The 21,242-nt window shown below is 66.3% G+C and carries 19 protein-coding genes; 6 read left to right on the top strand and 13 right to left on the bottom strand.

The window, feature by feature from the left end; translation table 11 throughout:
• Positions 1 to 367: 367 nt before the first annotated feature.
• The 7 genes from ACZK33_RS11615 to ACZK33_RS11585 all read right to left on the bottom strand — a co-directional run bounded on the left by ACZK33_RS11615 (position 368) and on the right by ACZK33_RS11585 (position 7,384).
• Positions 368 to 1,126 (bottom strand): hypothetical protein, encoded by a 759-nt coding sequence (locus ACZK33_RS11615; protein ID WP_313215791.1) that lies wholly within the window; start codon positions 1,124 to 1,126, stop codon positions 368 to 370.
• Positions 1,127 to 1,229: 103 nt separating this feature from the next.
• Positions 1,230 to 1,853: a hypothetical protein gene (locus ACZK33_RS11610; RefSeq protein WP_423174099.1), complete on the bottom strand. Its 624-nt coding sequence runs from the start codon at positions 1,851 to 1,853 to the stop codon at positions 1,230 to 1,232.
• A gap of 107 nt (positions 1,854 to 1,960) precedes the next feature.
• On the bottom strand, positions 1,961 to 2,722 hold the full coding sequence (locus tag ACZK33_RS11605) for a heme ABC transporter ATP-binding protein (RefSeq protein ID WP_423174098.1): 762 nt from the start codon (positions 2,720 to 2,722) through the stop codon (positions 1,961 to 1,963).
• On the bottom strand, positions 2,719 to 3,762 hold the full coding sequence (locus ACZK33_RS11600) for a FecCD family ABC transporter permease (RefSeq protein ID WP_012511012.1): 1,044 nt from the start codon (positions 3,760 to 3,762) through the stop codon (positions 2,719 to 2,721). Before ACZK33_RS11600 ends, ACZK33_RS11605 begins: the two co-directional genes overlap by 4 nt.
• The gene (locus ACZK33_RS11595) at positions 3,759 to 4,805 is read right to left on the bottom strand and encodes a heme/hemin ABC transporter substrate-binding protein (protein WP_100434612.1); all 1,047 of its coding nucleotides are present in this window, start codon (positions 4,803 to 4,805) and stop codon (positions 3,759 to 3,761) included. The genes ACZK33_RS11600 and ACZK33_RS11595 overlap by 4 nt, the downstream gene beginning before the upstream one ends.
• Before the next feature lie 51 nt (positions 4,806 to 4,856).
• Entirely contained in the window at positions 4,857 to 6,233 is a 1,377-nt protein-coding gene (locus ACZK33_RS11590; protein ID WP_423174097.1) for a YncE family protein, read from the bottom strand.
• Positions 6,234 to 6,355: 122 nt separating this feature from the next.
• Positions 6,356 to 7,384, bottom strand: coding sequence for an alpha/beta hydrolase (locus ACZK33_RS11585; protein WP_423174096.1), 1,029 nt, complete (start codon positions 7,382 to 7,384; stop codon positions 6,356 to 6,358).
• Between the two features lie 278 nt (positions 7,385 to 7,662).
• On the opposite strand from ACZK33_RS11585, the gene ACZK33_RS11580 reads away from it, so the two are divergent.
• A complete protein-coding gene (locus ACZK33_RS11580) occupies positions 7,663 to 8,433 on the top strand; it encodes a class I SAM-dependent methyltransferase (RefSeq protein ID WP_182267782.1) in 771 nt (256 codons plus the stop codon).
• Between the two features lie 126 nt (positions 8,434 to 8,559).
• Here the strand turns inward: ACZK33_RS11580 and ACZK33_RS11575 are convergent, their stop codons facing one another.
• The 5 genes from ACZK33_RS11575 to ACZK33_RS11555 form a co-directional block, all read right to left on the bottom strand.
• Positions 8,560 to 8,949, bottom strand: a complete 390-nt coding sequence (locus ACZK33_RS11575) for a DUF805 domain-containing protein (RefSeq protein ID WP_058982716.1) — start codon at positions 8,947 to 8,949, stop codon at positions 8,560 to 8,562.
• A gap of 189 nt (positions 8,950 to 9,138) precedes the next feature.
• Entirely contained in the window at positions 9,139 to 10,416 is a 1,278-nt protein-coding gene (locus ACZK33_RS11570; RefSeq protein ID WP_423174095.1) for a replication-associated recombination protein A, read from the bottom strand.
• 230 nt (positions 10,417 to 10,646) lie between these two features.
• Positions 10,647 to 11,285 carry an outer membrane lipoprotein periplasmic chaperone LolA gene (lolA, locus tag ACZK33_RS11565; protein WP_108269874.1) on the bottom strand — a complete coding sequence of 213 codons (639 nt, stop codon included), beginning with the start codon at positions 11,283 to 11,285 and terminating at the stop codon, positions 10,647 to 10,649.
• Positions 11,286 to 11,396: 111 nt separating this feature from the next.
• A complete protein-coding gene (locus ACZK33_RS11560; RefSeq protein ID WP_423174094.1) occupies positions 11,397 to 13,340 on the bottom strand; it encodes a DUF3857 domain-containing protein in 1,944 nt (647 codons plus the stop codon).
• A gap of 39 nt (positions 13,341 to 13,379) precedes the next feature.
• Positions 13,380 to 15,740 (bottom strand): DNA translocase FtsK, encoded by a 2,361-nt coding sequence (locus ACZK33_RS11555; RefSeq protein WP_423174093.1) that lies wholly within the window; start codon positions 15,738 to 15,740, stop codon positions 13,380 to 13,382.
• A gap of 233 nt (positions 15,741 to 15,973) precedes the next feature.
• Between ACZK33_RS11555 and trxB the strand changes: the two genes are divergently transcribed.
• Both trxB and ACZK33_RS11545 read left to right on the top strand, forming a co-directional pair.
• Entirely contained in the window at positions 15,974 to 16,945 is a 972-nt protein-coding gene (trxB, locus tag ACZK33_RS11550; RefSeq protein WP_423174092.1) for a thioredoxin-disulfide reductase, read from the top strand.
• Positions 16,946 to 17,046: 101 nt separating this feature from the next.
• On the top strand, positions 17,047 to 18,171 hold the full coding sequence (locus ACZK33_RS11545; RefSeq protein WP_423174091.1) for a GNAT family N-acetyltransferase: 1,125 nt from the start codon (positions 17,047 to 17,049) through the stop codon (positions 18,169 to 18,171).
• 123 nt (positions 18,172 to 18,294) lie between these two features.
• On the opposite strand, the gene ACZK33_RS11540 is transcribed toward ACZK33_RS11545, so the two are convergent.
• Positions 18,295 to 19,563 carry a hypothetical protein gene (locus ACZK33_RS11540; RefSeq protein WP_313215814.1) on the bottom strand — a complete coding sequence of 423 codons (1,269 nt, stop codon included), beginning with the start codon at positions 19,561 to 19,563 and terminating at the stop codon, positions 18,295 to 18,297.
• A 72-nt stretch (positions 19,564 to 19,635) separates the two neighbouring features.
• Between ACZK33_RS11540 and aat the strand changes: the two genes are divergently transcribed.
• The 3 genes from aat to ACZK33_RS11525 all read left to right on the top strand — a co-directional run bounded on the left by aat (position 19,636) and on the right by ACZK33_RS11525 (position 21,125).
• On the top strand, positions 19,636 to 20,376 hold the full coding sequence (gene aat / locus ACZK33_RS11535; protein ID WP_313215816.1) for a leucyl/phenylalanyl-tRNA--protein transferase: 741 nt from the start codon (positions 19,636 to 19,638) through the stop codon (positions 20,374 to 20,376).
• 86 nt (positions 20,377 to 20,462) lie between these two features.
• On the top strand, positions 20,463 to 20,681 hold the full coding sequence (gene infA / locus ACZK33_RS11530; protein WP_005409596.1) for a translation initiation factor IF-1: 219 nt from the start codon (positions 20,463 to 20,465) through the stop codon (positions 20,679 to 20,681).
• Positions 20,682 to 20,852: 171 nt separating this feature from the next.
• On the top strand, positions 20,853 to 21,125 hold the full coding sequence (locus ACZK33_RS11525) for a hypothetical protein (protein ID WP_032127354.1): 273 nt from the start codon (positions 20,853 to 20,855) through the stop codon (positions 21,123 to 21,125).
• The last annotated feature ends 117 nt before the right edge of the window (positions 21,126 to 21,242 follow it).

Raw genomic sequence — 21,242 nt, 5'->3', positions numbered from 1 at the left:
GTCTCGGCGATCTGGTGCATGGCACGTTCTCCTTGGGTACTGGGTAGGGCCGACTGGGTAGAGTCGACTGTTGGTCGACTTACGGGAAATCAGAAACGAAAAGAGCGCCCCGGAGGGCGCTCTGTCGAAGGTCCAGCGATGGCCGTCTCAACGGCCTCGTGGGGCTCCAGGCAGACACGCCCGTTCCGCGCTTGCGCGGGTCAGGGTGAAAAACTTCAGGAGCGGCATCCGGTTCATGGGGCGCATTCTAGACCTGCCAATCTGGCGCGCAAGTGAATATTACGCGCATGAATAGAACGATGAGGCCGGCAATGACCGGGGTCAGATCCCTTTGCCCAATGCAAAGGGCTCTGACCCCTGCCCCGCCTTACTTGCAGTCGTGCAGCTTGCGCGCCTCAGCCACGGTCGCAGCCTGGTCGTCCCCCATCGAGATCCATCCCTTCAACGACATCGCCGGATCCACCTGCGCCTGGCGCGGGCCGCCATGGACCACCACCTCGGTCCAGCTGCCGACCGGCGCCAGCTCCGACAGTCGCGCCGCCTGGTCGTCTTCGGTACTGAACCTGTCGTCCGGACCGGCCGGCGGCGTGGTATTCACGGTTTCCGTCTTGCGGGTTCGTACCCGAAGCGCACCATCAGGGAGCCGCTGGGTGATGACGTCGTAGCGCTCGACGCCATACGCCCACCTGTTTTCGCCAACGCTGCGAGTCTCGCTACCGTCATCAGCCACGGCCACCACCTCGCCTGCCGGCCCGACGACGCCCGCGACAACCCCAAGGCCTGACATCAGTGCCTGATAGACGATCATCTGCCGCTGCTCGGAGGTCAACGCTCCGGCCTTGAGCTTGGCGGCAGGAATCTGCAGGTACGCCGCTTCACTGCACAGCACCAGCACCTGCTGGTCGTCCCAGCTCACCGACATTTCCTCGTTGGCGAAGTACTGCGTCTTCATCCATGTCACTGCAGCACCGTCGCTACTGGAATGCAGAGTCTCGATCAGCGAGGCGTTCTCGGCCGCGTCGGTCAGCGAAACTGGAGATGTCGACGCCGCATTGGCGGCAAATGCAGAGAAAAATGCCGATGCGATCAGCAACGTCCGCGAAACACCTGAAGCGGAGGGCAACATTGAATCAGTCCATTGAATGTAACTGGCGCCGAATGATACAGCGTCCGGATGGCGCGACCCATCAGTCAGCACATGCAGATCCACTTCATTGGAAACCTCCCGCTCAGCGGATGAACAGCGGCAGGGCCAGGATGCTGTCGCACGCCGGCGTGCAGCTGCGGAACTGCTCGGCGAGCACTTCGGCGCTCGGCGCGCCCGGCGCTGGTGTCGCCAGCCGGGTGTGGAAGGGATGGCGTTCCAGCAGCCAGGGCTGCGTCTGCTGCAACAGCCGTAACGACTCCGCTTCGCGATCGCGTACCGAGATCCAGGTCGGCCTTGAGTGCAGGCGGTCGAACAGTCCAGACACCACAACCTCACCGATGTAGGTCATTTCGCCTGCGCGCACGTCGAAAGTCAGCGCTTCGTCTTCGGGCACCGCCCCGACGTATCCATAACCATGTTCGGTCAGGTAGCCGACATAGTGGCGCCCGGCCTTGGCGCGGATGGCGGCCAGACCGGCCCTACAGCCGAACTCGAATTCGCCGCGCAGGTCAGCCAACGGCGACGTCGACCGCGTGCCGCTGGCAAAGATCGTGATCAGCCTGATGTTGCTGGTGGCGCAGTTCACCGACATCACCACGTAGCCCTCGTCCGCGGCCAGTGGAACATCCGGTCGTGCCTTCAGCGTCGCGCACCCACCCAGCACCGTCGCGAGCGCTGCCGCGACCACCCACGAAATCCCTTTCATCGTGCTTGCCCCCTGGTTCTGCCGGAGCATACGGGATCCGCTGCCGCCGCGCCATTGAGGGGCCTGATGCCGCGGTCAGAAGCGCCCAGCGCGACGCCCTCACACCGTCACGTGACCACCACCAGCGGCACCCCGCGCCGCGGGTGCTCCAGCACCACAACATCCTGCTGGTACACGCGGTGCAGGTTGTCCTCGGTCAGCACCTGCAACGGCGTGCCATCGGCTGCCACCCTGCCCTGCTCCAGCAGCACGATGCGGTCGGCATAGCCCGCGGCCAGATTCAGATCGTGCAGCACCACGATCACGCACGCACCGGCCTCGGCACAGGCGCGCACACTGCGCAGCGTGCGTTCCTGGTGACGCAGATCCAGCGCTGCGGTCGGCTCATCCAGCAGCAGCAGCGGCGTGTCCTGCGCCAGCACGCGCGCGAACGTGGTCCGGGCGGACTCGCCGCCGGACAGCTGCTGCACCTCACGCAGGCGCAGCGCCTGCAGTTCGGCAGCATCGATGGCAGCTTCCACCTGGGCGTCATCCACGGCTGGATCCGGCGGATGTGGGAGCCGCCCCATCGCCACCACTTCTTCCACACTGAAGGCAAAGCGCACGCCATGCTCCTGCGGCATCACCGCACGCTCGCGCGCCAGTGGCCCGGCCTTGTAACCGGCCAACGGCTTGCCGAGCAGACTTACTTCGCCTGCGTCGGCACGCAGGTCACCGGCAGCCACCGCCAACAGCGTGGATTTGCCCGCGCCGTTCGGGCCAACCAGGGCGGTCACCGTGCCCGGCTCGAACGCCAGCGAGATGCCATGCAGGATCTCGCGCTGCTGGCGGCGCACCACCACCTCGTGCAGCTTCAGCAGCGCGCTCATGGGGCCGCCTTGCGGCGCTGCTGCAGCACCAGCCAGAGGAAGAACGGTGCGCCCAGCGCGGCCGAGAACAAGCCCAGCGGAATCTCCGCGGGTGGATCAAGCGTGCGTGCGGCGGTGTCGGCCACCACGATCAGCAGTGCGCCCAGCAGGCCGGACAACGGCAGCAGCCAGCGATGGCCCGGACCGACCAGCAGGCGCGCTACGTGCGGCACCACCAGGCCGACGAAACTGATCGAACCGGCAAACGCCACCGCTGCGCCCACCAGCAGCGCACTGAACGCCACCAGACGACGCCGCGTGCGGGTCACATCCAGCCCGAGGTGCTGTGCCTGGCGTTCGCCCAGCGCCAGCATGTCCAGCGGCGTGGCCAACCGCTGCAACGCAAACACGCCGATGGCAAACAACGGCACCACGGCCGCCACATCGGCCCAGTTGGCGCGCGCCAGCGAGCCCATCTGCCAGAACACCAGCGACTGCAGCTCGCTTTCGCTGGCGATATATGTAAGGAAACCGATCAACGCCGAGCAGAACGCCGCCATCGCGATGCCGACCAGCAGCAGCGTGGCGTTGCCCGTACCCTTGCCGGGCCGGGCCAACGCGTAGGTCAGGCCGATGGCCAGTGCGCCGCCAGCGAACGCGGCCACCGGCACCAGCCAACCGGCCGCGCCCGCAGCACCCAGCACGATGGCGGCAACTGCACCCAGTGCGGCACCTTGGCTGACACCGACAATGCCGGGATCGGCCAGCGGATTGCCGAACAGGCCCTGTAGGCTGGCACCGGCCATCGCCAGCGACGCACCGACCATCGCGCCCAACAGAGCACGCGGAATACGCAGCTGCCAGACCACGGCGAGGTCGCGGCTGCTGACCGCCTGTGGATCGAGCAGACCCAGCTTCACCGCCAACGCCTGCATCACCTCCATCGGCGGCAGCCGCAACGGACCCACGGCGAACGAGGCCAGCACTGCCCCCAGCAGTGCCAGCAACGCCACCAGCAACATCGTCCGCCCGCGACGGCGGCGCCGATCCGCCGGACTCATGCCTTCGGCAACGCCGCCAGGGCCTTGGCCAGCGCCAGCGCACCAGCACCGGAACCGACACTGGTGTACTTCAGCTGCACATCCGGCATCACCCAGACCCGATTGGCCTGCCCGGCCGGGGTCTGCTTCAGCGTCGGGTACGCCTTCCACAGGCCCTCGGCACCGCCGAACAGCTGCAGGTCATGCTCGGTCACCAAGATCACTTCCGGTGCCGCCGCGACCACGCCCTCATTGCTCAGCTGCGAGTAGTTCTTCACTCCCGCTTCGGTGCCGATGTTGACGCCACCGGCCAGTGCGATCAGCTGCGCCGACGCACTGTCGGCACCCGCAACGGTGGGTGAGCCACCGGCGCCGGTGGCCGACACGTGGATCAGTCGTGGCGCATGGCCCAGGCCCTTGCCAATCGCTGCAGCCTCATCGAGCTGGCGCTGCACCTGCGTGGCAAGCGTCTGCCCTGCCTCGGCCAGCCCTAGTGCGGCGGCGACCTTGCGCACCTTGTCCGGCGCCGGCTGCAGGTCATCGATGACCACCGCCGGTTCGCCCACCTCACGCAGCTTCTTCGCCAGCTCGGTGTGGCGGCGCAGGCTGTTGCCGAGGAACAGCGAGCCCTGCAGGCTCAGCACGCCCTCCACGCCCGTGGTGCGATTGAACAGGAACTGGTGCGGGGCAGCCAGGCCAGCCTGGGTGGTGGTATTGGTCGGCGCGGCGAACACCTGCTTGTCCAGTCCCAGCGCCTCGATCACCGCGATCACGTCGTCACCACCGGCAATGATGCGGCTGGTATCGGCCACCTCGACGTCGGCGCCGTCATCGGAATGCACCTTGGCCGGCAGCACGGCCTTCTGGTCGCGCACGGCCGGCATATCGGTGCCGGCCACGCGCTGCCAGCCAGCCGGCAACGCGGCTTCGCCAGCCGCGGTCGCGGCGGCAGGCTCAGCCAGCTTGCCAGTGTCCGAGGGCGTCGATGAACCGCCACAGGCAGCCAGTGCCAGCGAGACAGCCAACGGAAGCGCACACAGGCGCAGACGGGACGCGATGTTCATGCTCGTTCTCCTTGCTGGCGGGGCGACGCGCACGCCGCCCTGCCGTGTGACTTACTGCTTCGGGGTGATGCGGGTGATGCGGTCACCCTTCGGGTCTTCGGCGCCACGCGACTTGTTCACCGCGAACACGTTGCCCTTGCCATCGGCACGGACGTGGTTCGGCAGCGTGCCGCCGTCGAGGTTGGCGACCACCTTGCCGTCACCGTTCACCACGGTGACCGTGCCAGCGCCACGGTTGCTGACGTATGCCAGGCCGGACGCATCATCGAAGGCGACGTTCAGCGCGCCGGCGCCGACCGGCACATCGTGCAGCACCTTGCCGGCGGCCACATCGACGATCAGCAGGTTGTCGGTGCCCTGCGAGGCCACATACAGGCGGTTGCGCGCTGCGTCGAAGGCCACGCCCGAGGCACTGATCGAGTTGCCCAGGTCGATGACCTTCTCGACCTTGCCGCTGGCCACGTCGATCACTGCCGCTTCCGGGGTGCCGATGCTGACGGTGAACAGCTTGCCGCCCTTCTCGTCCAGCACCAGGCTCATCGGAGTGAACTTACCGTCGTCCACGCCGGACTCCAGCATCACCGCCGGCAGCTCCTTGAGAGTCTTGGCGTCGAACACCGACAGGTGGTCCTCGCCCGTGGCCGAGGCGAACACCTTGCCGTGGGTGCCATCAACCACCACGTCGCGCGCGTGCGGCACGGCATCGACCGGGAACTGGTGGACCAGCGACAGGTCCTTCTGGCGGTAGACCGCGATGGAGTTCTGGCGGGTGTTGGTGACCCACACGTTGCCGTTGGTGTCATCCACGCCGACGCCGTAGACCGCGTACAGCGCACCGTTGGTGCTGCCCGGCACCTGCGCCGGGGTGATCGCCTTGGTCACCTTCAGCGACTTCGGGTCCAGCTTCAGCAGCTGCGACTGGGTCACCGGCGGGCGGCCCACGGCCGAGGTAACGAATAGCGCGTTGCTGGCGGCGCTGTAGGCGGACTGATACAGGCCCGGCACCAGCTTGTTGGACTGGGTGGCGAACTGCGCCTGGCCGGACAGCGGCAGCTGCGGCGAGACGCGCAGCTTCAGCACGGTGGCTGCAGCCGGCTGGCTGGCGCGCACCACCACCGGGTGGGTACCAGGCACGGCATCGGCCGGAATGCTCAGCTGGGTCTTGAAGTTGCCATCGGCATCGACCACCAGCGGCTGCGTGTTGAGCACGCTGTCGCCACGCAGCAGGCTGACTTTCTGGCCCGGCACGAAACCGCGACCGACCACGTCGGCAGTGCTGCCGGGAACCACGTTCTCACCGCGCGAGACGACCTCGCCCTTGAAGGTGGCGTTGGCCGGCTGATCGAACACCGGCTGTGCGGTGGCGGTCACGACCAGCAACAGGCCAGCGGCGAGAGAGGTGAGACGGAAAGACGGACGGAACGACATGGAAGGCTCCTTGCACACGTAGGCCGCGCCACGTGACGCGGGATTCATCGGTTGCCTGGGCCGCTGCACATCGGCAGCCTCGCCTGGGTAGTGGGGTCGCATGCCTTGGCATGCGAAGGGATTCATTCGGCGGCGTTGTCACCACCGTTGGGCGCGCCGTCACCGGCGCTGCGGTCGGTCACGCCATACAGCTCGTGCAGCGCAGCGTGGAACGACGCGGGCAGCATCGGGCCATGGCCGAGGCCGGGGAACTCGCGGTACTGCACGCGCATGCCCGGCACCTTGCCCAACCGCTCGGACAGCTGCATCGCCGCATCCGGGGTGGCACCACCGATGCGGCGCAGGTGTGCGACCACGCGCGGATTGTTCATGTCGCGCTTGCCGCGATCACCAACACGCTCGGCACCGCCCAGCATCAGCCAGAGCTTTGCTGGCTGGCCATGCACGTTCTGCACGAACTGCTGTTCCGGATCACCCAGCGCCGCGCCCTGGCTCCACCACAGCGACGGACTGGCCGCCAGATAGGACTGAAAGGCGGCGGGACGGGTGTACAGCGCATTGAGCACGAACAACCCACCCAGTGAGTGGCCCCAGAGTGCTTGCTGCTGCGTATCAATGCGTGCGCGGCGCTCGACTTCCGGCTTGATGCGGCGTTCGATCACATCCAGGAACGCGGCAGCACCACCGCCAACCGCCTGGGTCGTACCGCTCTCGTCGTCGGCGCGGTCGATCCACGCGGTGTAGTCGCGGGTGCGCGCCTTGGAATCGATGCGCAGGTCGTTGTCGTAACCGATCAGCACCAGTACCGGCGGCGCCTTGCGTGCCGCCAGCTCGGCCAGCAACGGCTGATCCAGCACCATCGCCACCGCATTGCCATCCAGCGCGTACAACACCGGCAGCGGCACCTTGCCGGCCTTGGCCGGGATCGCCACATTCACCCGCCAGCGGCGTTGCTGGTCAGGGCTGTCCACCACGAACTGCTCGAAGCGATAGCTCGCCGCCGGCTCGTCGAGCACGGTGTGGCCGATCTTCTGCAGCGGATTGCGCTGCTGGGCATGGGCGTACGGGGTGGCCAGGAGCAGACCCATCATCAAGGCGACCAGGCCGCGGGCCAGTGGACCACGGCGCGAAGGCGGGACGAAATGCTTCATCAGCGGCGGCAGAAGCGGCTCACGGCCGCCGGTTCACAAGGGACCGCAGTCTACCTTAAACGCGAATGATTATCACATCGATCGAACGTCACACTGTGTATCACGCGCGCATGAGGGCCTTCGGCACGAAACGAGGCAATGGGCAGGCTGGATTCGCGCCACGGCCATACGGCAAGCTAAGCGGTATCAACAAGAACAGGGACTGTCATAGCGTGTACGCCATTTGCCGCAGCCTTGCCCGAAAAGGGCTCGACACGATTCGCCCACACGTCTTCCCCGTGAGCATCCCGACCACCGAGAGGCCCGCGTGCAACATCTGCGGTTTCCGCCTGCGAGCATCCCGCGAAGCCATCGCCGAAAGGGAAGCCCGCAGCTGTATTGGCTGCGGATCCACTCTGCGCTTCCGTGCCCTCATGGCAGCCCTGCAGTCGGAGATGGACCAAGCGCGGGAGATCCGCGTGCTTGAGCGGATCCCCAGGCGCGGACAGATCAAGGGAATCGGCATGACCGACGCCCATATCTACACTAATGCCCTGCGGCGCAAGTTCGATTACATCAATACCTACTTCCACAAGCGCCCCATGCTGGACATCCGTCACCCAGCCGCACACTACCTGGGAAAATATGACTTTGTTGTCAGCTCAGATGTGCTGGAACACGTGGATGGGCCCTGCGAGCGCACGCTCGGAAACCTGCGTGCATTGCTGAAGCCGGGCGGGCTGCTTGTGCTCACCGTTCCCTATGGATTTCACGAGGTCACGATTGAGCACTTCCCTGAGCTCAACGACTACCGGATCGAGGGCAAAGGTGCGGATCGGGTTCTTGTCAACATCACCAGCGATGGCAGGGAGCAACGATTCTCTGACCTGTCCTTCCATGGTGGTGACGGCTCAACTTTGGAACTGAGGATCTATTCGTATCCTCACCTGGTGCGATTGCTGGGGGAAGCCGGCTTTGTTGACGTCAAGCTGCACGATAGCCAATACCCGCAATGGGGCATCATCCACGACAGTCTGCTGGGCTTGCCTATAACGGCACGCGCTGCATAGGCCGTCAGCCCCCTCCGGTATCCTGCCTCGCGCAACCGGCACCCCCATGGAAATGACGAAGCCGGCGAAACGCCGGCTTCAGTTCATTGCCCTGGTAGAGTCGAGCCATGCTCGACTCCCGCAGCCTCACGGCCCCGTGGGCACCGGTCCGTACACGTTCTCCTGCGGCGTGCCCGGCAGCAGCGAGAAGATCATGATCACAATGCCACCGCCCGGCACCAGCGCCAGCAGGAACAGCCAGCCCGACTGGTTGCAGTCATGCAGGCGGCGCACGGTCACGGCAATCAGCGGCACGATCGTGGCCAGCCACATCACGCCCAGCAGCACCACCATGCCGATCAGGATGCCGGCCAGTGCATCGGGACTGTTGCGCAGGAGGATCGCCAGCACGCCGGCCAGCAGCATCACTGCCGTTGCGACCAGGAACAGGAACAGCTGGTACATCCAGTACTCGCGGCGGTTGGCGCGGCCCTCGAACTGGGCGTAGCGCTTCAACGGCAGAATCATTTCCTGCACGGCATCGATCCTTGAAAGAGAAGCCGCGCAGTGTGCCAAATGCACGCGCTACGGACAATGTTGCAACGAACCACGCTCGGCTGCCATTGCCCCCTGTAGAGTCGAGCCATGCTCGACTGCTGTTCCAGAAGGCACCCGTAGCCCGTGCAAGAGCGAAGTCGAGCATGGCTCGACTCTACATGAACCGGGTCAGCGGCCCTTCGCGGCGCGCGCAGCCTCGCGCTCGGCGCGCAAACGATCCAGCTTTTCCTTCAACTTGATTTCCAGCCCGCGCGGCACCGGGTTGTAGTACACCCGTTCGCCCATCGCATCCGGGAAACCGGTCTGGTCGAGCGCGATGCCACCCTCCGCATCGTGGTCATACTGGTACTCGGCGCCGTAGCCCAGTTCCTTCATCAGCTTGGTCGGCGCATTGCGCAGGTGCAGCGGCACTTCTTCTGTGCCGCTCTCGCGCACATCGGACTTGGCCTGGTTGAAGGCCGCATAGCCGGCATTCGACTTCGCCGTGCTGGCCAGATAAAGCACCAGCTGGGCGAACGCGAGCTCTCCCTCCGGACTGCCCAGCCGCTCATAGATGTCCCACGCTTCCAGCGCCATGCTCTGCGCACGCGGGTCGGCCAGGCCGATATCCTCGATGGCCATGCGGGTCAGCCGACGCGCCAGGTACGACGGATCGCAGCCACCATCGAGCATGCGGGTCAGCCAGTACAGCGCGGCGTCCGGGTTGGAGCTGCGCACGGATTTGTGCAGCGCCGAGATCTGGTCGTAGAACTGCTCGCCGCCCTTGTCGAAGCGGCGGGTACGATCGGCCAGCACCTGGGTCAGGGTCTGCGGCGTGATGCGCCCATCCTCCCCGCCCGCCAGCTCAGCGGCGATCTCCAGCAGGGTCAGCGCACGGCGCACGTCGCCGTCGGCGGCGGTGGCGATTTCCAGCAGCAGCTCGGGAGCGACCTCGATGTGCTCTTCACCCAGGCCGCGTTCGCGGTCACCCAGCGCACGCTCCAGCGCCTCAACGATGTCTGTGGGCGAAACGCCTTCCAGCACGTGCACGCGGCAACGCGACAGCAGCGCCGAGTTCAGTTCGAACGACGGGTTCTCGGTGGTGGCACCGACGAACAGGATGGTGCCGCGCTCGATGTGCGGCAGGAACGCATCCTGCTGCGCCTTGTTGAAGCGATGCACCTCATCGACGAACAACACGGTGCGCCGGCCTTCGGCGAACCGTTGCGCCGCCTCGGCCAGCACCTGGCGCACTTCCGGCAGGCCGGACAGCACGGCGGAGATCGCACGGAACTCGGCGTCGGAATACTCGGCCAGCAGCAGCGCCAGCGTGGTCTTGCCGCAGCCCGGCGGCCCCCACAGGATCATCGAATGCACGCGCCCGGATTCGACTGCGCGACGCAGCGCGCTGTCCGGCGCCAGCAGGCGCTTCTGCCCGACCATCTCGTCGAGGGTGCGTGGGCGCATGCGCTCGGCCAGCGGGCGCAGATGTTCCCGATCGACGCTCAGCAGATCGGGGCCAGGGAAGGAAGTTGAACGATGTCTTGCCACACGCTCATTGTACCGCGAGAGCGTGCCAACCAAGGTTGGCACCCACCAGCGCCAGGCAACAGGAATCGGTAGTGCCGGCCGCTGGCCGGCAGATCAGAAGCGTGTCAACCAAGGTTGACACCCACCAAGGCGTTTCCGCCCAGAGATCAGTTGCCGATGACGTCGGTGCCCTTCGGCGGGGTGAAGCTGAAGGTGCCGGCGGCGAAGCCCGGGTTGCGCTTCCAGCCACTGAAGCTGATCACGGTACGCTGGCCAACCGCATCGGTGATTTCCATCCTGGCCAGGCCCTGGGCGTTGAAGCCCAGCGCGGCGTACTGGAAGCTGGCTTCGGTCTCGCGCTTCGGCGACAGCGACAGCCACTGCAGGCCGTCGCGCTGCGCGGCCTCTTCGCTGACGTCGTACTGCTGCTCCAGCAGCGCCGGGTTGATCAGCGCGGTCAGCGGGCTGTTCTGCTCTTCCTTGCCCTGCTCGCGCACGGTGGCCTGCTCCAGGTCCGGCTCATACATCCAGACCTTCCTGCCGTCAGCCACGATCAACTGCTCGTGCGGGCGCACGTATTCCCAACGGAACAGGCGCGGCGCCGACAGGGCCACGCGACCACTGGTTGATTCCTTCACCTTGCCACGGCTGTCGAACACCTGCTGGCTGAACTGCCCATCCAGGCCCTTCAGGCCGCTGGTGAAGGTCTTCAGGTCATCGCGGGCGCCAGCCCAGGCGCTGCCGGCGGCGGCGCAGGCCACGGCCAGGGTGGTGGTGGCAAGGAAACGGCGGAAGCGGAAGTTCATGCGGGAATCCTGTGGGCGCGGGCGCCAGGAAAGGTGGTTGCCAGTGTGCCCGGGGAAAGATGAATGGGCGATCAGGGCGACATTATGCCGCCCCGAACGTCCATCGGCGATTCAGCCGCCGGAACCCGGCAGCTTGCCGTACAGCACCTGCCCGCGGAAGCCGCGCCGCACTTCGCGGTACAGCGCGCGGAACGCCGGATAGTCGTGCGGCTGGCACAGCGCCTCTGGTCCACGCACCGCATTCTGCTGCAACCGGTGATGGACGATCACGTCCTGGCCCTCGCGACTCCAGTCCACCCGGTACTCGCCGGCGGCATTGGCAAAACGCTGACTGGCCGGGATGGCGATGATCGGCGCATTGGCCGGGAACTGCAGGCGATAGGTTTCCTCGCGCAGGCTGGCATTGCAGTAGAACGGCGTCTCGTTGGCCGGCGCCGAGGCGGTGGCGTACAGGCCACGCACCGATTCGCCACCCGGCGGGTCCGGCACGGCCATGCCTCCGGCCACGCCGAAGTCGGCGTAGTCCTCGGCCTGGAACGCCATGCGGTAGCCAAACGGCCGGGTCAGGTCCACCGGCACGCCCTGGATCTGCAGCTGCCCTCGCCCATCGAAACCGGACGCGGCCATGATCTGCTCTTCAGCGCGCGCACGGTTCTGCGCGTTGAGCTGGGAGAACTGGGCGCGCATGCCGATCTCGGCGTTCTCGCCCAGCTTCGGAATGGTCTCTCCACGCAGGTTGCCGTTGGCGTCGAAGGTGAAACGTACTTCCATCGAGGTGGCGTTACGCTCCGGCGTGTTGGCCGGGGTGCGCGCCAGCGTAGCGTCGCGTGTACGCATCACCGGCGCACCGAGGTCACCTTCCGGCAACTGCCCGAAGCGCGCCCAGGCGGTGGTCGAATCCAGGTACAGATCGAATTCGGGGATGTAGGTGATGGCGTGGTTGAAGCGGCCCAGCACCGGAATCTTCGGCAGCGTCGGGCCACCGCCGGCACCGATCAGCACTGGCGAGCTGGCGATGCCTTTGGCCGCCAGCAGCGCCTCCAGGATCGTCACATGGTCCTTGCAGTCACCATAGTGGTTGTCGAGGATGCTCTGCGCACTGTTCGGCTCCAGGCCACCATTGCCCAGGTACACCGCCACATAGCGGATGTTCTGCGCCACCCAGCGGTACAACGCGTCGGCCTGGTCGCGACGGTCGCTGATGCCAGCGGTGATCTCATCGGCGAGCGCCTGCAGTTCCGGCGTGACCTGCGCGGCCGGGCCGGCCTTGAGCTGGTATGCACGACCCATCTGCGACCAGTCACGATAGGTGCTGGCCATGATGTTCGGGCCGAACTCCCAGCCCGCCGCCGACCAGTTCTGCGCCGGCATGGCTTCGCGACGCTGGTAGCGCCAGCGCCACTGTGCCTGGCCGTTCTTCACCGTCGGGCGATCACTGCCCTGCACGCCGCGGCTGTCGACAAACATCGGCAGGTTGGCCGGCGCACTCAGGGTGACCTCGGCGTCCTCGTACTCGGTGAACACATTGAAGGTCTCCCACAGGCCGAAATAGCCCGGGAAGTACGGCGTGGCCTGGGTGCGGCGCACCTGGTAGTACAGACGGGTGCCCGGGGCCAGGTTCGGGAACACGATCACCCGCACCTTGCGGTCGGCATACATCGCCGCCGAGGCGCTGGAGTAGCTTTCCTGGGTGTAGATGCGGTCGGCCGGCACGTCGCGGCGCTGGCCGTCGGCGGTGATGGTGTAGGCGCCGAGTACTTCCAGCGTCTCCATCTTCTCGCTGTAGCTCAGCCGCACCTGGCTGAACTGCTCGACCGAGGCCTTGGTCTTGAGCAGGACTTCGTAGGTTTCGGTCTGCACATTGCCTGCATCCGGCCGCACCTGGTAGTCGGCGCGGTAACGGACAATGCTGAAATTATTGCTGGCTTCGGTATCGCCGCTGGTGGAAGGCGGCGCCGTGGCGGGCGCGGAGGTGGCGGTGTCTGCCAGTGCCGGGCCGGCAGCCAGGAAGGCTGCCAGCGCCAGTGCCAGCGCGCTTGGTACGGGGTGAAGCATGCGTCGGTTCCTTGGACGTCGTGGGGGATACGTCGGGTCTTACTTCGGCGGCGGCGGTGCCAGCACCGTGCGGTCGCCGTTGTGCTCGGGCGGGCTGACCACGCCGGCCGCTTCCATGGCCTCGATCAGTCGCGCTGCACGGTTGTAGCCGATCTTCAGCCGGCGCTGCACGCCGGAAATCGATGCACGGCGGGTCTCGGTTACCACCCGCAGCGCTTCGTCATACAACGGGTCGGACTCGTCGCCGGACGAACTGTTCTCGGGCAGGCCGGTGGCGCCGACGACCACGCCGTCGCCCATCGTCTGCACTTCGTCCAGCACGCCGTCGACATAGTCGGCAGGGCCCATCGCCTTGAGGTGCTCGACCACGCGATGCACTTCATCGTCGGACACGAACGCACCATGCACGCGCTCGGGCAGCGCGGTGCCCGGCGGCAGGTACAGCATGTCGCCGTGGCCCAGCAGTGTTTCCGCGCCGGACTGGTCGAGGATGGTGCGCGAGTCGATCTTGGAGCTGACCTGGAAGGCGATACGGGTCGGGATGTTGGCCTTGATCAGGCCGGTGATCACGTCCACCGACGGGCGCTGCGTGGCCAGGATCAGGTGGATGCCGGCCGCACGCGCCTTCTGCGCCAGGCGCGCGATCAGCTCTTCCACCTTCTTGCCGACGATCATCATCATGTCGGCGAATTCGTCGATGAAGATGACGATGAACGGCAGGGTTTCCAGCGGGCGCGGCGCCTCGCCCATTTCCGGGTTCGGCTTGAACAGCGGGTCCATCAGCGGCTGGCCGGCGTCCTGGGCTTCCTTCACCTTCTTGTTGAAGCCGGCCAGGTTGCGCACGCCCACTGCGCTCATCAGCTTGTAGCGGCGCTCCATCTCGGCCACGCACCAGCGCAGGCCGTTGGCGGCCTCCTTCATGTCGGTGACCACAGGTGCCAGCAGGTGCGGGATCCCCTGGTAGACGCTCAGTTCGAGCATCTTCGGGTCGATCATCAGCATCCGCAGGTCTTTCGGCGAGGCCTTGAACAGCAGGCTCAGCACCATCGCGTTGACCGCCACCGACTTGCCCGAACCGGTGGTACCGGCCACCAGCAGGTGCGGCATGCGTGCCAGGTCGGCCACGGTCGAGCGGCCGGCGATGTCCTTGCCCAGCGCCAGGGTCAGCACGCTGGTCGACTTGTCGTATTCCTTCGAACGCAGCAGCTCGGAGAGGTAGATCATCTCGCGGGTGACGTTGGGAATTTCCAGGCCGATCACCGATTTGCCCGGAATGACGTCGACCACGCGCACCGACTTCACCGACAGGCCGCGCGCGATGTCCTTGTCCAGCGAACTGATCTGGCTGACCTTGATGCCCGGCGCCGGCTCGATCTCGAAACGGGTGATGACCGGGCCGGGGTTGGCACCGACCACCTGGGCATCGATGCGGAAGTCCTTCAGTTTGAACTCGATCTGCCGCGACAGCGCGTCCAGGGTTTCCTTGTCGTAGCCCACCGGCTGCGGCTTGGGGTCGTCCAGCAGCGCGAGCGGCGGCAGGTCCGAGCCATCCCCGTTGACGCCACGGAACATCGGGATCTGCGTGTCGCGCTTGGCCCGGTCACTCTTCTCGATCACTGGTTCCGGGCGCGGCTCGATCTTCACCGGCTCGCGCTTGGCGCGCACCTCGGCATCAGCCTTGCGCACTTCCTGGCGTTCCTCGCGCATCACCCGAGTCTGCTGCCACTCGGTGACTTCTTCCTTCTTGCGCGCCAGCAACGGCGCCAGCGACATCACGCCGCGACCGATCCTCTCCATCACCGTGAACCAGGACAGCCCGGTGGCCAGGGTGATCGAGGCCAAGAGCAGCACCAGCACGAACAGGTTCGCGCCCAGCGCACCGAAGCCCACCGTGAGCGAATTGCCGACCAGCTTGCCGAGGATGCCGCCGGCACTGGAGACGTCGCCACTGAACAGGCGCACATGCAGGAAGCCGGTGCCGGCGATCAGGAAACCGACCAGGCCAACCAGGCGCAGCGCCGGGTCCAGATCGTTCTCGCCCTTGCTCTCGCGCTTGAGGCCGAACATGGCGATCCACGCCAGCGCGCCCAGCACCACCGGCAGCAGGAAGGCGATGTAGCCGAACAGCTGCAGCAGCACGTCGGCGATCCAGGCCCCGGCGCGGCCGCCGAGGTTGTGCACCGGCGCAACCACGCTGCCGGTGTGCGACCAGCCCGGGTCGGTCGCTGAATAGGTGAACAGACTGGCCGCCAGATACAGCAGCGCCGGCGCGATGGCGATCAGGCCCAGATCGCGCCAGAGGCGTTGGCGGCGTGGATTGTCGGTCGTCGCCGCCGCGGCCGTGCGACGTGACGCCTTGCTGTCGTCGGACTTGGAGCGTTCGGGGACCTGCTTCGCCACCTTAGACCATACCTTTGGAATGCGCTGTTAGTGATTGATAATAAATGAGACGGCGTCAGTTTTCAGTTATGCGGCATCTGACAGGGCAATCAGAGGGCCGGAACTGCTGCTGGATGACGGCGTTCTGTTCATCGGCTTGAATCGCCCTGCCCCAGCCGCCACTCTATGACCAGCCACGGATGCTGCGCAAACATCGCCAGCGCCTTGTCCCATCTACCTTTTCGCGAGTCTACATGAGCACCAGCCCGCCCTCCCGCCACCAGCGCCTCGTCATCCTCGGTTCCGGCCCGGCCGGTTGGACCGCCGCCGTCTACGCTGCCCGCGCCAACCTGAAGCCGGTCGTCATCACCGGCCTGCAGCAGGGCGGCCAGCTGATGACCACCACCGAGGTGGACAACTGGCCGGGCGACGCCCACGGCCTGATGGGCCCGGACCTGATGGCGCGCATGCAGGCCCATGCCGAGCGCTTCGAGACCGAGGTCATCTTCGACCACATCCACACCGCCGATGTGTCGCAGCGCCCGTTCAAGCTGATCGGCGACAGCCACGAGTACACCTGCGATGCCCTGATCATCGCCACCGGCGCCACCGCCAAGTACCTGGGCATCCCGACCGAGGACGAGTTCAAGGGCCGCGGCGTGTCTGCCTGCGCCACCTGTGACGGCTTCTTCTACCGCGACCAGGACGTGGTCGTGGTCGGCGGCGGCAACACCGCCGTGGAAGAGGCGCTGTACCTGTCCAACATCGCCCGCAAGGTCTACCTGGTCCACCGCCGCGACACGCTGAAGGCGGAAAAGATCATGCAGGACAAGCTGTTCAAGAAGGTGGCCGAAGGCAAGATCGAGACCGTCTGGCACCACCAGGTGGAAGAAGTGCTGGGCAATGATGCCGGCGTGACCGGCGTGCGCGTGAAGTCCACCCTGGACGGCAGCACCCGCGACATCGACGCCCACGGCTTCTTCGTGGCCATCGGCCACCACCCGAACACCACCCTGTTCGACGGCCAGCTGGCGATGAACAACGGCTACCTGGAAATCCGCTCGGGCCTGGGCGGCAACGCCACCCAGACCTCGGTGGAAGGCGTGTTCGCCGCCGGCGACGTGGCCGACCAGCATTACCGCCAGGCGATCACCTCGGCCGGTTTCGGCTGCATGGCCGCACTGGACGCCGAGCGCTACCTGGACGCACAGGGCAAGGCCAGCTGAGTCGCTGACCGCACCGTGCAGCGTCGAGCCATGCTCGACCCAGGCAAAAGGCCGACGCCAACGCGTCGGCCTTTCTGTTTCATCTGCCCTATCCTTCGCCCATGCCTTACCCCCGCTTCCTCGACTCCCCGCAGTCCATTGCCGCCACCGACTGGGACGCCCTGCACGACGGCCGCAACCCCTTCGTCAGCCACGCCTTCCTCTCGGGCCTGGAACAGCATGGCTGCCTGCGCGAGGACTGGGGCTGGCAGCCCCGGCACTTCACATTGTGGGAGGGCAACACGCTGGTCGGCGCCATTCCGGGCTACCTGAAGACCAACTCGCACGGCGAGTTCGTGTTCGACCACGCCTGGGCCAACGCCTATGCCCGCCACGGCCGCGACTACTACCCGAAATGGCTGGGCGCGGTGCCGTACTCCCCGGTCACCGGCCCGCGCCTGCTGGCCCGTCATGATTCAGAGCGCGCCGCATTGCTGTCGGCGTTGCGTGACGCATTGCCGGCACTGGGCGTGTCGTCGGCCCACATCAACTTCCATACCGCCGGCGACGAGGCGCTGTTCGCCGATGACTGGCTGCTGCGCGAGGATGTGCAGTTCCAGTGGCAGAACCCGGGCGACTGGGCCACGTTCGAGCAGTTCCTCGGCGCGATGGACCACAAGCACCGCAAGAACATCCGCCAGGAACGCGCCAAGGTCGTTCGCCAGGGCATCGCCTTCCGCGTGGTGCACGGCGACGAAGCCAGCCGCGCCGACCTGCAGGCGATGTACCGCTTCTACCTGCAGACGTTCCTCGAGTACGGCAATGCCCCGGCGCTGACCGAGACCTTCCTGCGTCATCTGGCCATTTCCTTGGGTCAGGGGCTGGTGCTGTTCCTGGCCGAACAGGACGGCGAGCCGATTGCCGGCGCGCTATGCCTGCGCGGTGGAGACACGCTGTACGGCCGCTACTGGGGCGGCGCCACGCTGCCCGGCCTGCACTTCGAGGCCTGCTACTACCAGGGCATCGAATACTGCCTGCGCGAAGGGCTGACCCGCTTCGAGCCGGGCGCACAGGGCGAGCACAAGCTGGCACGCGGCTTCCTGCCGACGCTGGTGCGCAGCAGGCACTGGGTGGCCGATACGGAATTCGCAGAAGCGCTGCTGGACTGGTGCCGGCAGGAGCGGCGCGATGTGCGTCGTTACCAGCAGGCATTGCAGGGGCATGGGCCGTTCCGCGTAGAGCCGTAGAGTCGAGCTTGCTCGATTGGCGCGGCACCGAAAAACGTGCCAACCAAGGTTGGCACCTACCAGGGCAATGAGGCGTGCCAACCAAGGTTGGCACCTACCAGGGCGATGTCGAGGGCGCTGTGCTCAGGTGCACTGCCAGAAGTGCCCGCTCACCCGGCACTTTGCACACCAGAACGTATAGAGCATGCCGCCGCTGCCCCACAGCAGCGTGCCCTCACCCGTGGTCGGCAGTGTCGAATCCAGCTGCATCACGAACGGCATCTCTTCGCCGCAATCGATGCACGCCGGGTACCAGGCACTCTGCACCCAGCTCGGCGCGCCGCCCACGCTCGACAGGTTCTGCCGATGATTGGACTGGCCCCAGTCCTGTTGTTGCCAGCGCGCACTGTCCATGGCGACCAGACCCACCTCGGCCTGCATCAGGTCGCCACTGTCGGTGGGTGTGTTCGGTACCTCACGGTGCTGGCTGGGGTGGCAGCTGGGCAGGCCGGCCGCATCGTGGCGATAGAAACGCACGGGCGGGTCTTCCCAGCCGCAGCAGTCCAGGCACAGCCCCAGCGTGATCTCGCCCGGCGCGCCCGGCTGCAGGGCGGCGGCATCGGTCTGCAGCAGGCGCTGAAGCGGCGCATGGCAGCTGCTACACAGCGCTTCCAGCGGCCCTCCCATGTGCCCGGCGTGATGCACCTGCCCACCATTCCAGGTCGGGTGCAGGCGCCAGATGCGCCTGCGCCAGCTCGGCTCGTCCGCCTGCTGCGCGCGATGCTGTTCGCGGCCGAAGCGGAAGTGCAATGGCCGCTCGCCATGCAGGCGACGCGGCTGCGACCCATTGGCCACGCCGGCCCAATGCGCCCAGACCTCGGCATCCAAGCGCCCCCAGTCGACCAGGTAGCCGCGAGCAATGGCGTAGGTCTCGGGCTGGGCGGCGAGCAGCAGCGCCCTGGCCCGCGCCATTTCGCGATCGTCATCGGCTTCAGCCAGGATCTGCGCCCACTGTGCGGCAGTGGTAGAAGGCAGGCCCCGCCATACCTGCGAAGCCAGCTGCAGCTCATCCTCACTGGTGATCGCCAGCAATGCCTCCCAGTCGTCCTGCAGCAGCTGTGGCGCCTGATAGCTGGCGAACTCCATCACGCTCGTCAACACGTCACCGCGCTCGCCCGCGCGATAGCGGCGCCACGCGTCGGCCGCGACCGCGGGCACCGCGTCATCCGGCAGCAGGTCCAATGCCATGTCGAGGAAGGCCGAGCCCGGCGAAGGCCGCGCCAGCGCCTGCAGCATCAACTCTCCCAGTTGACGCGGCTGTTCAGTGGCCAGTGACAGCAGCATGCCTTGGCTGTCGTTGCGCGTGCGCGGGGCGTCATGCAGGTCGAGGATGGCGCTGATCGAGTCACTCATTCGGAGGCTCCTTGCCGGTGAACAGTGATGGTGCCAGACATCACGAATCACCACGACGAATACAATGGCCCCATGACCCGCCAGCTGCCCTGGCGCCTGGCCGATGCGCCGGACGCCCCCTTCCCTCCGGCCGAGACCGCACTGCGCCAGCCCGATGGCCTGCTGGCGGTGGGCGGCGACCTGCATCCGGTGCGTCTGCTCAATGCCTACGCCGGCGGTATCTTTCCGTGGTTCAGCGAGGGTGAGCCAATCCTGTGGTGGTCGCCGGACCCGCGCATGATGTTCCGCACCGATGGCGTGCACCTGTCCAGCCGCTTCCGCCGCCAGCTGCGCAGCAGCACGTGGGAGGTCACCGCCGACACCGCCTTCAGTCGTGTGATGCGCGCCTGCGCCGCGGCACCTCGGCCCGGCCAGGACGGTACGTGGATCAGCCCGGCGATGGTCGAGGCTTACAGCCAGCTGCACGACCTTGGCTTCGCCCATTCCTTCGAAGTCTGGGACCGGCAGACACTGGTCGGCGGCATCTATGGCGTCGCGATCGGTGCCATGTTCTTCGGCGAGAGCATGTTCAGTGGCGCCAGTGGCGGCTCCAAGATCGCCCTGGCCGCGTTGGCAGCCACCCTGCGTGGCTGGGGCTGGGAACTGATCGATGCCCAGGTGGAGAATCCGCACCTGCTGCGGATGGGCGCCGAGCACCTGCCGCGGGCGGACTTCCTGGAACACGTCCGCCAGGCCGTCCACCGTGACGGCCGTGAAGGCCCCTGGACCCAGGCGGTAGGACGCTTGCCAGCACAGCGTTTGGCCGGGGGTTAACACAAACTTTGCAAGCCGGGCCCATCACGCGTAAAATACCGCGCCTTAGGCCCAGCGTGGCCGTTTTCTGAACCGCACAGGACTACATGTCGAAAGACGATTCCATCGAGTTCGAGGGCACCGTCAGCGAGACGCTGCCGAACACCACTTTCCGCGTTCGTCTGGAAAATGGGCACGAAATCATCGCCCACATCTCCGGCCGCATGCGCAAGAACTACATCCGCATCCTCACCGGTGACCGGGTCAAGGTTGAAATGACCCCGTACGACCTGACCAAGGGTCGTATCACCTACCGCATGAAGTAAGCGGTCGGCGCATTGCGCCACTCCGACAGGGCCGGCCTCACTGCTGGCCCTTTGTCGTGCGCGGAAGAAAGCGACCGGCACCGGGACCGCTCGATTTTCGTCCTTGTCTGAAATCCAGCCTCGCGCCGGCACTCTAGACTCAACGCGTTCTTCACAGAAGGCGTTGCGCGCATGACCTACCTGATCGTCCTGGACCCCCAGTCCGTCACCAGCCGCTGCTACGCCAGCAAGGGCCCGGACGGCACCTGGTTCGGCCAGCCCTGTCTGGTCTGCACCAGCATGGACGCCTCGCACCCGCTGTACCTGGCAGTGCAGCGCGAGATCGCACATGCGGGAGGCACACTTAAGCAGCGCCTGCATATTCCACATGAGGCAGTCGCATTCGTCATCGAGGATGGCGGCGACCAGGGGCGCCAGCAGGGATTCCGCTCAATCGCGGCCTGATGCGCCAAAGGTCATCGTGACCGATCTCACCGTGGCGTCGGTCAGCCCTGCTTGCGGCAGATTCGCATTTGCAGCGGCGGCGGCATCTTGGGATCCGATCCAGTCCGGATCGCCGCC

This window comes from Stenotrophomonas sp. 86156_Sma, assembly GCF_056481625.1.
The sequence above is the reverse complement of the archived record's forward strand: the minus strand, read 5'-3'. Positions and strand labels throughout refer to the sequence as shown.

Bases quoted from the DNA above. Each gene is read 5' to 3' on its own strand.
- ACZK33_RS11540 (WP_313215814.1), bottom strand. From the start codon at position 19,563: ATGAGTGACTCGATCAGCGCCATCCTCGACCTGCATGACGCCCCGCGC.
- ACZK33_RS11585 (WP_423174096.1), bottom strand. From the start codon at position 7,384: ATGAAGCATTTCGTCCCGCCTTCGCGCCGTGGTCCACTGGCCCGCGGC.
- infA (WP_005409596.1), top strand. From the start codon at position 20,463: ATGTCGAAAGACGATTCCATCGAGTTCGAGGGCACCGTCAGCGAGACG.
- ACZK33_RS11570 (WP_423174095.1), bottom strand. From the start codon at position 10,416: ATGCGCCCACGCACCCTCGACGAGATGGTCGGGCAGAAGCGCCTGCTG.
- aat (WP_313215816.1), top strand. From the start codon at position 19,636: ATGACCCGCCAGCTGCCCTGGCGCCTGGCCGATGCGCCGGACGCCCCC.
- ACZK33_RS11560 (WP_423174094.1), bottom strand. From the start codon at position 13,340: ATGCTTCACCCCGTACCAAGCGCGCTGGCACTGGCGCTGGCAGCCTTC.
- ACZK33_RS11595 (WP_100434612.1), bottom strand. From the start codon at position 4,805: ATGAACATCGCGTCCCGTCTGCGCCTGTGTGCGCTTCCGTTGGCTGTC.
- trxB (WP_423174092.1), top strand. From the start codon at position 15,974: ATGAGCACCAGCCCGCCCTCCCGCCACCAGCGCCTCGTCATCCTCGGT.
- ACZK33_RS11525 (WP_032127354.1), top strand. From the start codon at position 20,853: ATGACCTACCTGATCGTCCTGGACCCCCAGTCCGTCACCAGCCGCTGC.
- ACZK33_RS11615 (WP_313215791.1), bottom strand. From the start codon at position 1,126: ATGTTGCCCTCCGCTTCAGGTGTTTCGCGGACGTTGCTGATCGCATCG.
- ACZK33_RS11590 (WP_423174097.1), bottom strand. From the start codon at position 6,233: ATGTCGTTCCGTCCGTCTTTCCGTCTCACCTCTCTCGCCGCTGGCCTG.
- ACZK33_RS11610 (WP_423174099.1), bottom strand. From the start codon at position 1,853: ATGAAAGGGATTTCGTGGGTGGTCGCGGCAGCGCTCGCGACGGTGCTG.
- lolA (WP_108269874.1), bottom strand. From the start codon at position 11,285: ATGAACTTCCGCTTCCGCCGTTTCCTTGCCACCACCACCCTGGCCGTG.
- ACZK33_RS11600 (WP_012511012.1), bottom strand. From the start codon at position 3,762: ATGAGTCCGGCGGATCGGCGCCGCCGTCGCGGGCGGACGATGTTGCTG.
- ACZK33_RS11605 (WP_423174098.1), bottom strand. From the start codon at position 2,722: ATGAGCGCGCTGCTGAAGCTGCACGAGGTGGTGGTGCGCCGCCAGCAG.
- ACZK33_RS11545 (WP_423174091.1), top strand. From the start codon at position 17,047: ATGCCTTACCCCCGCTTCCTCGACTCCCCGCAGTCCATTGCCGCCACC.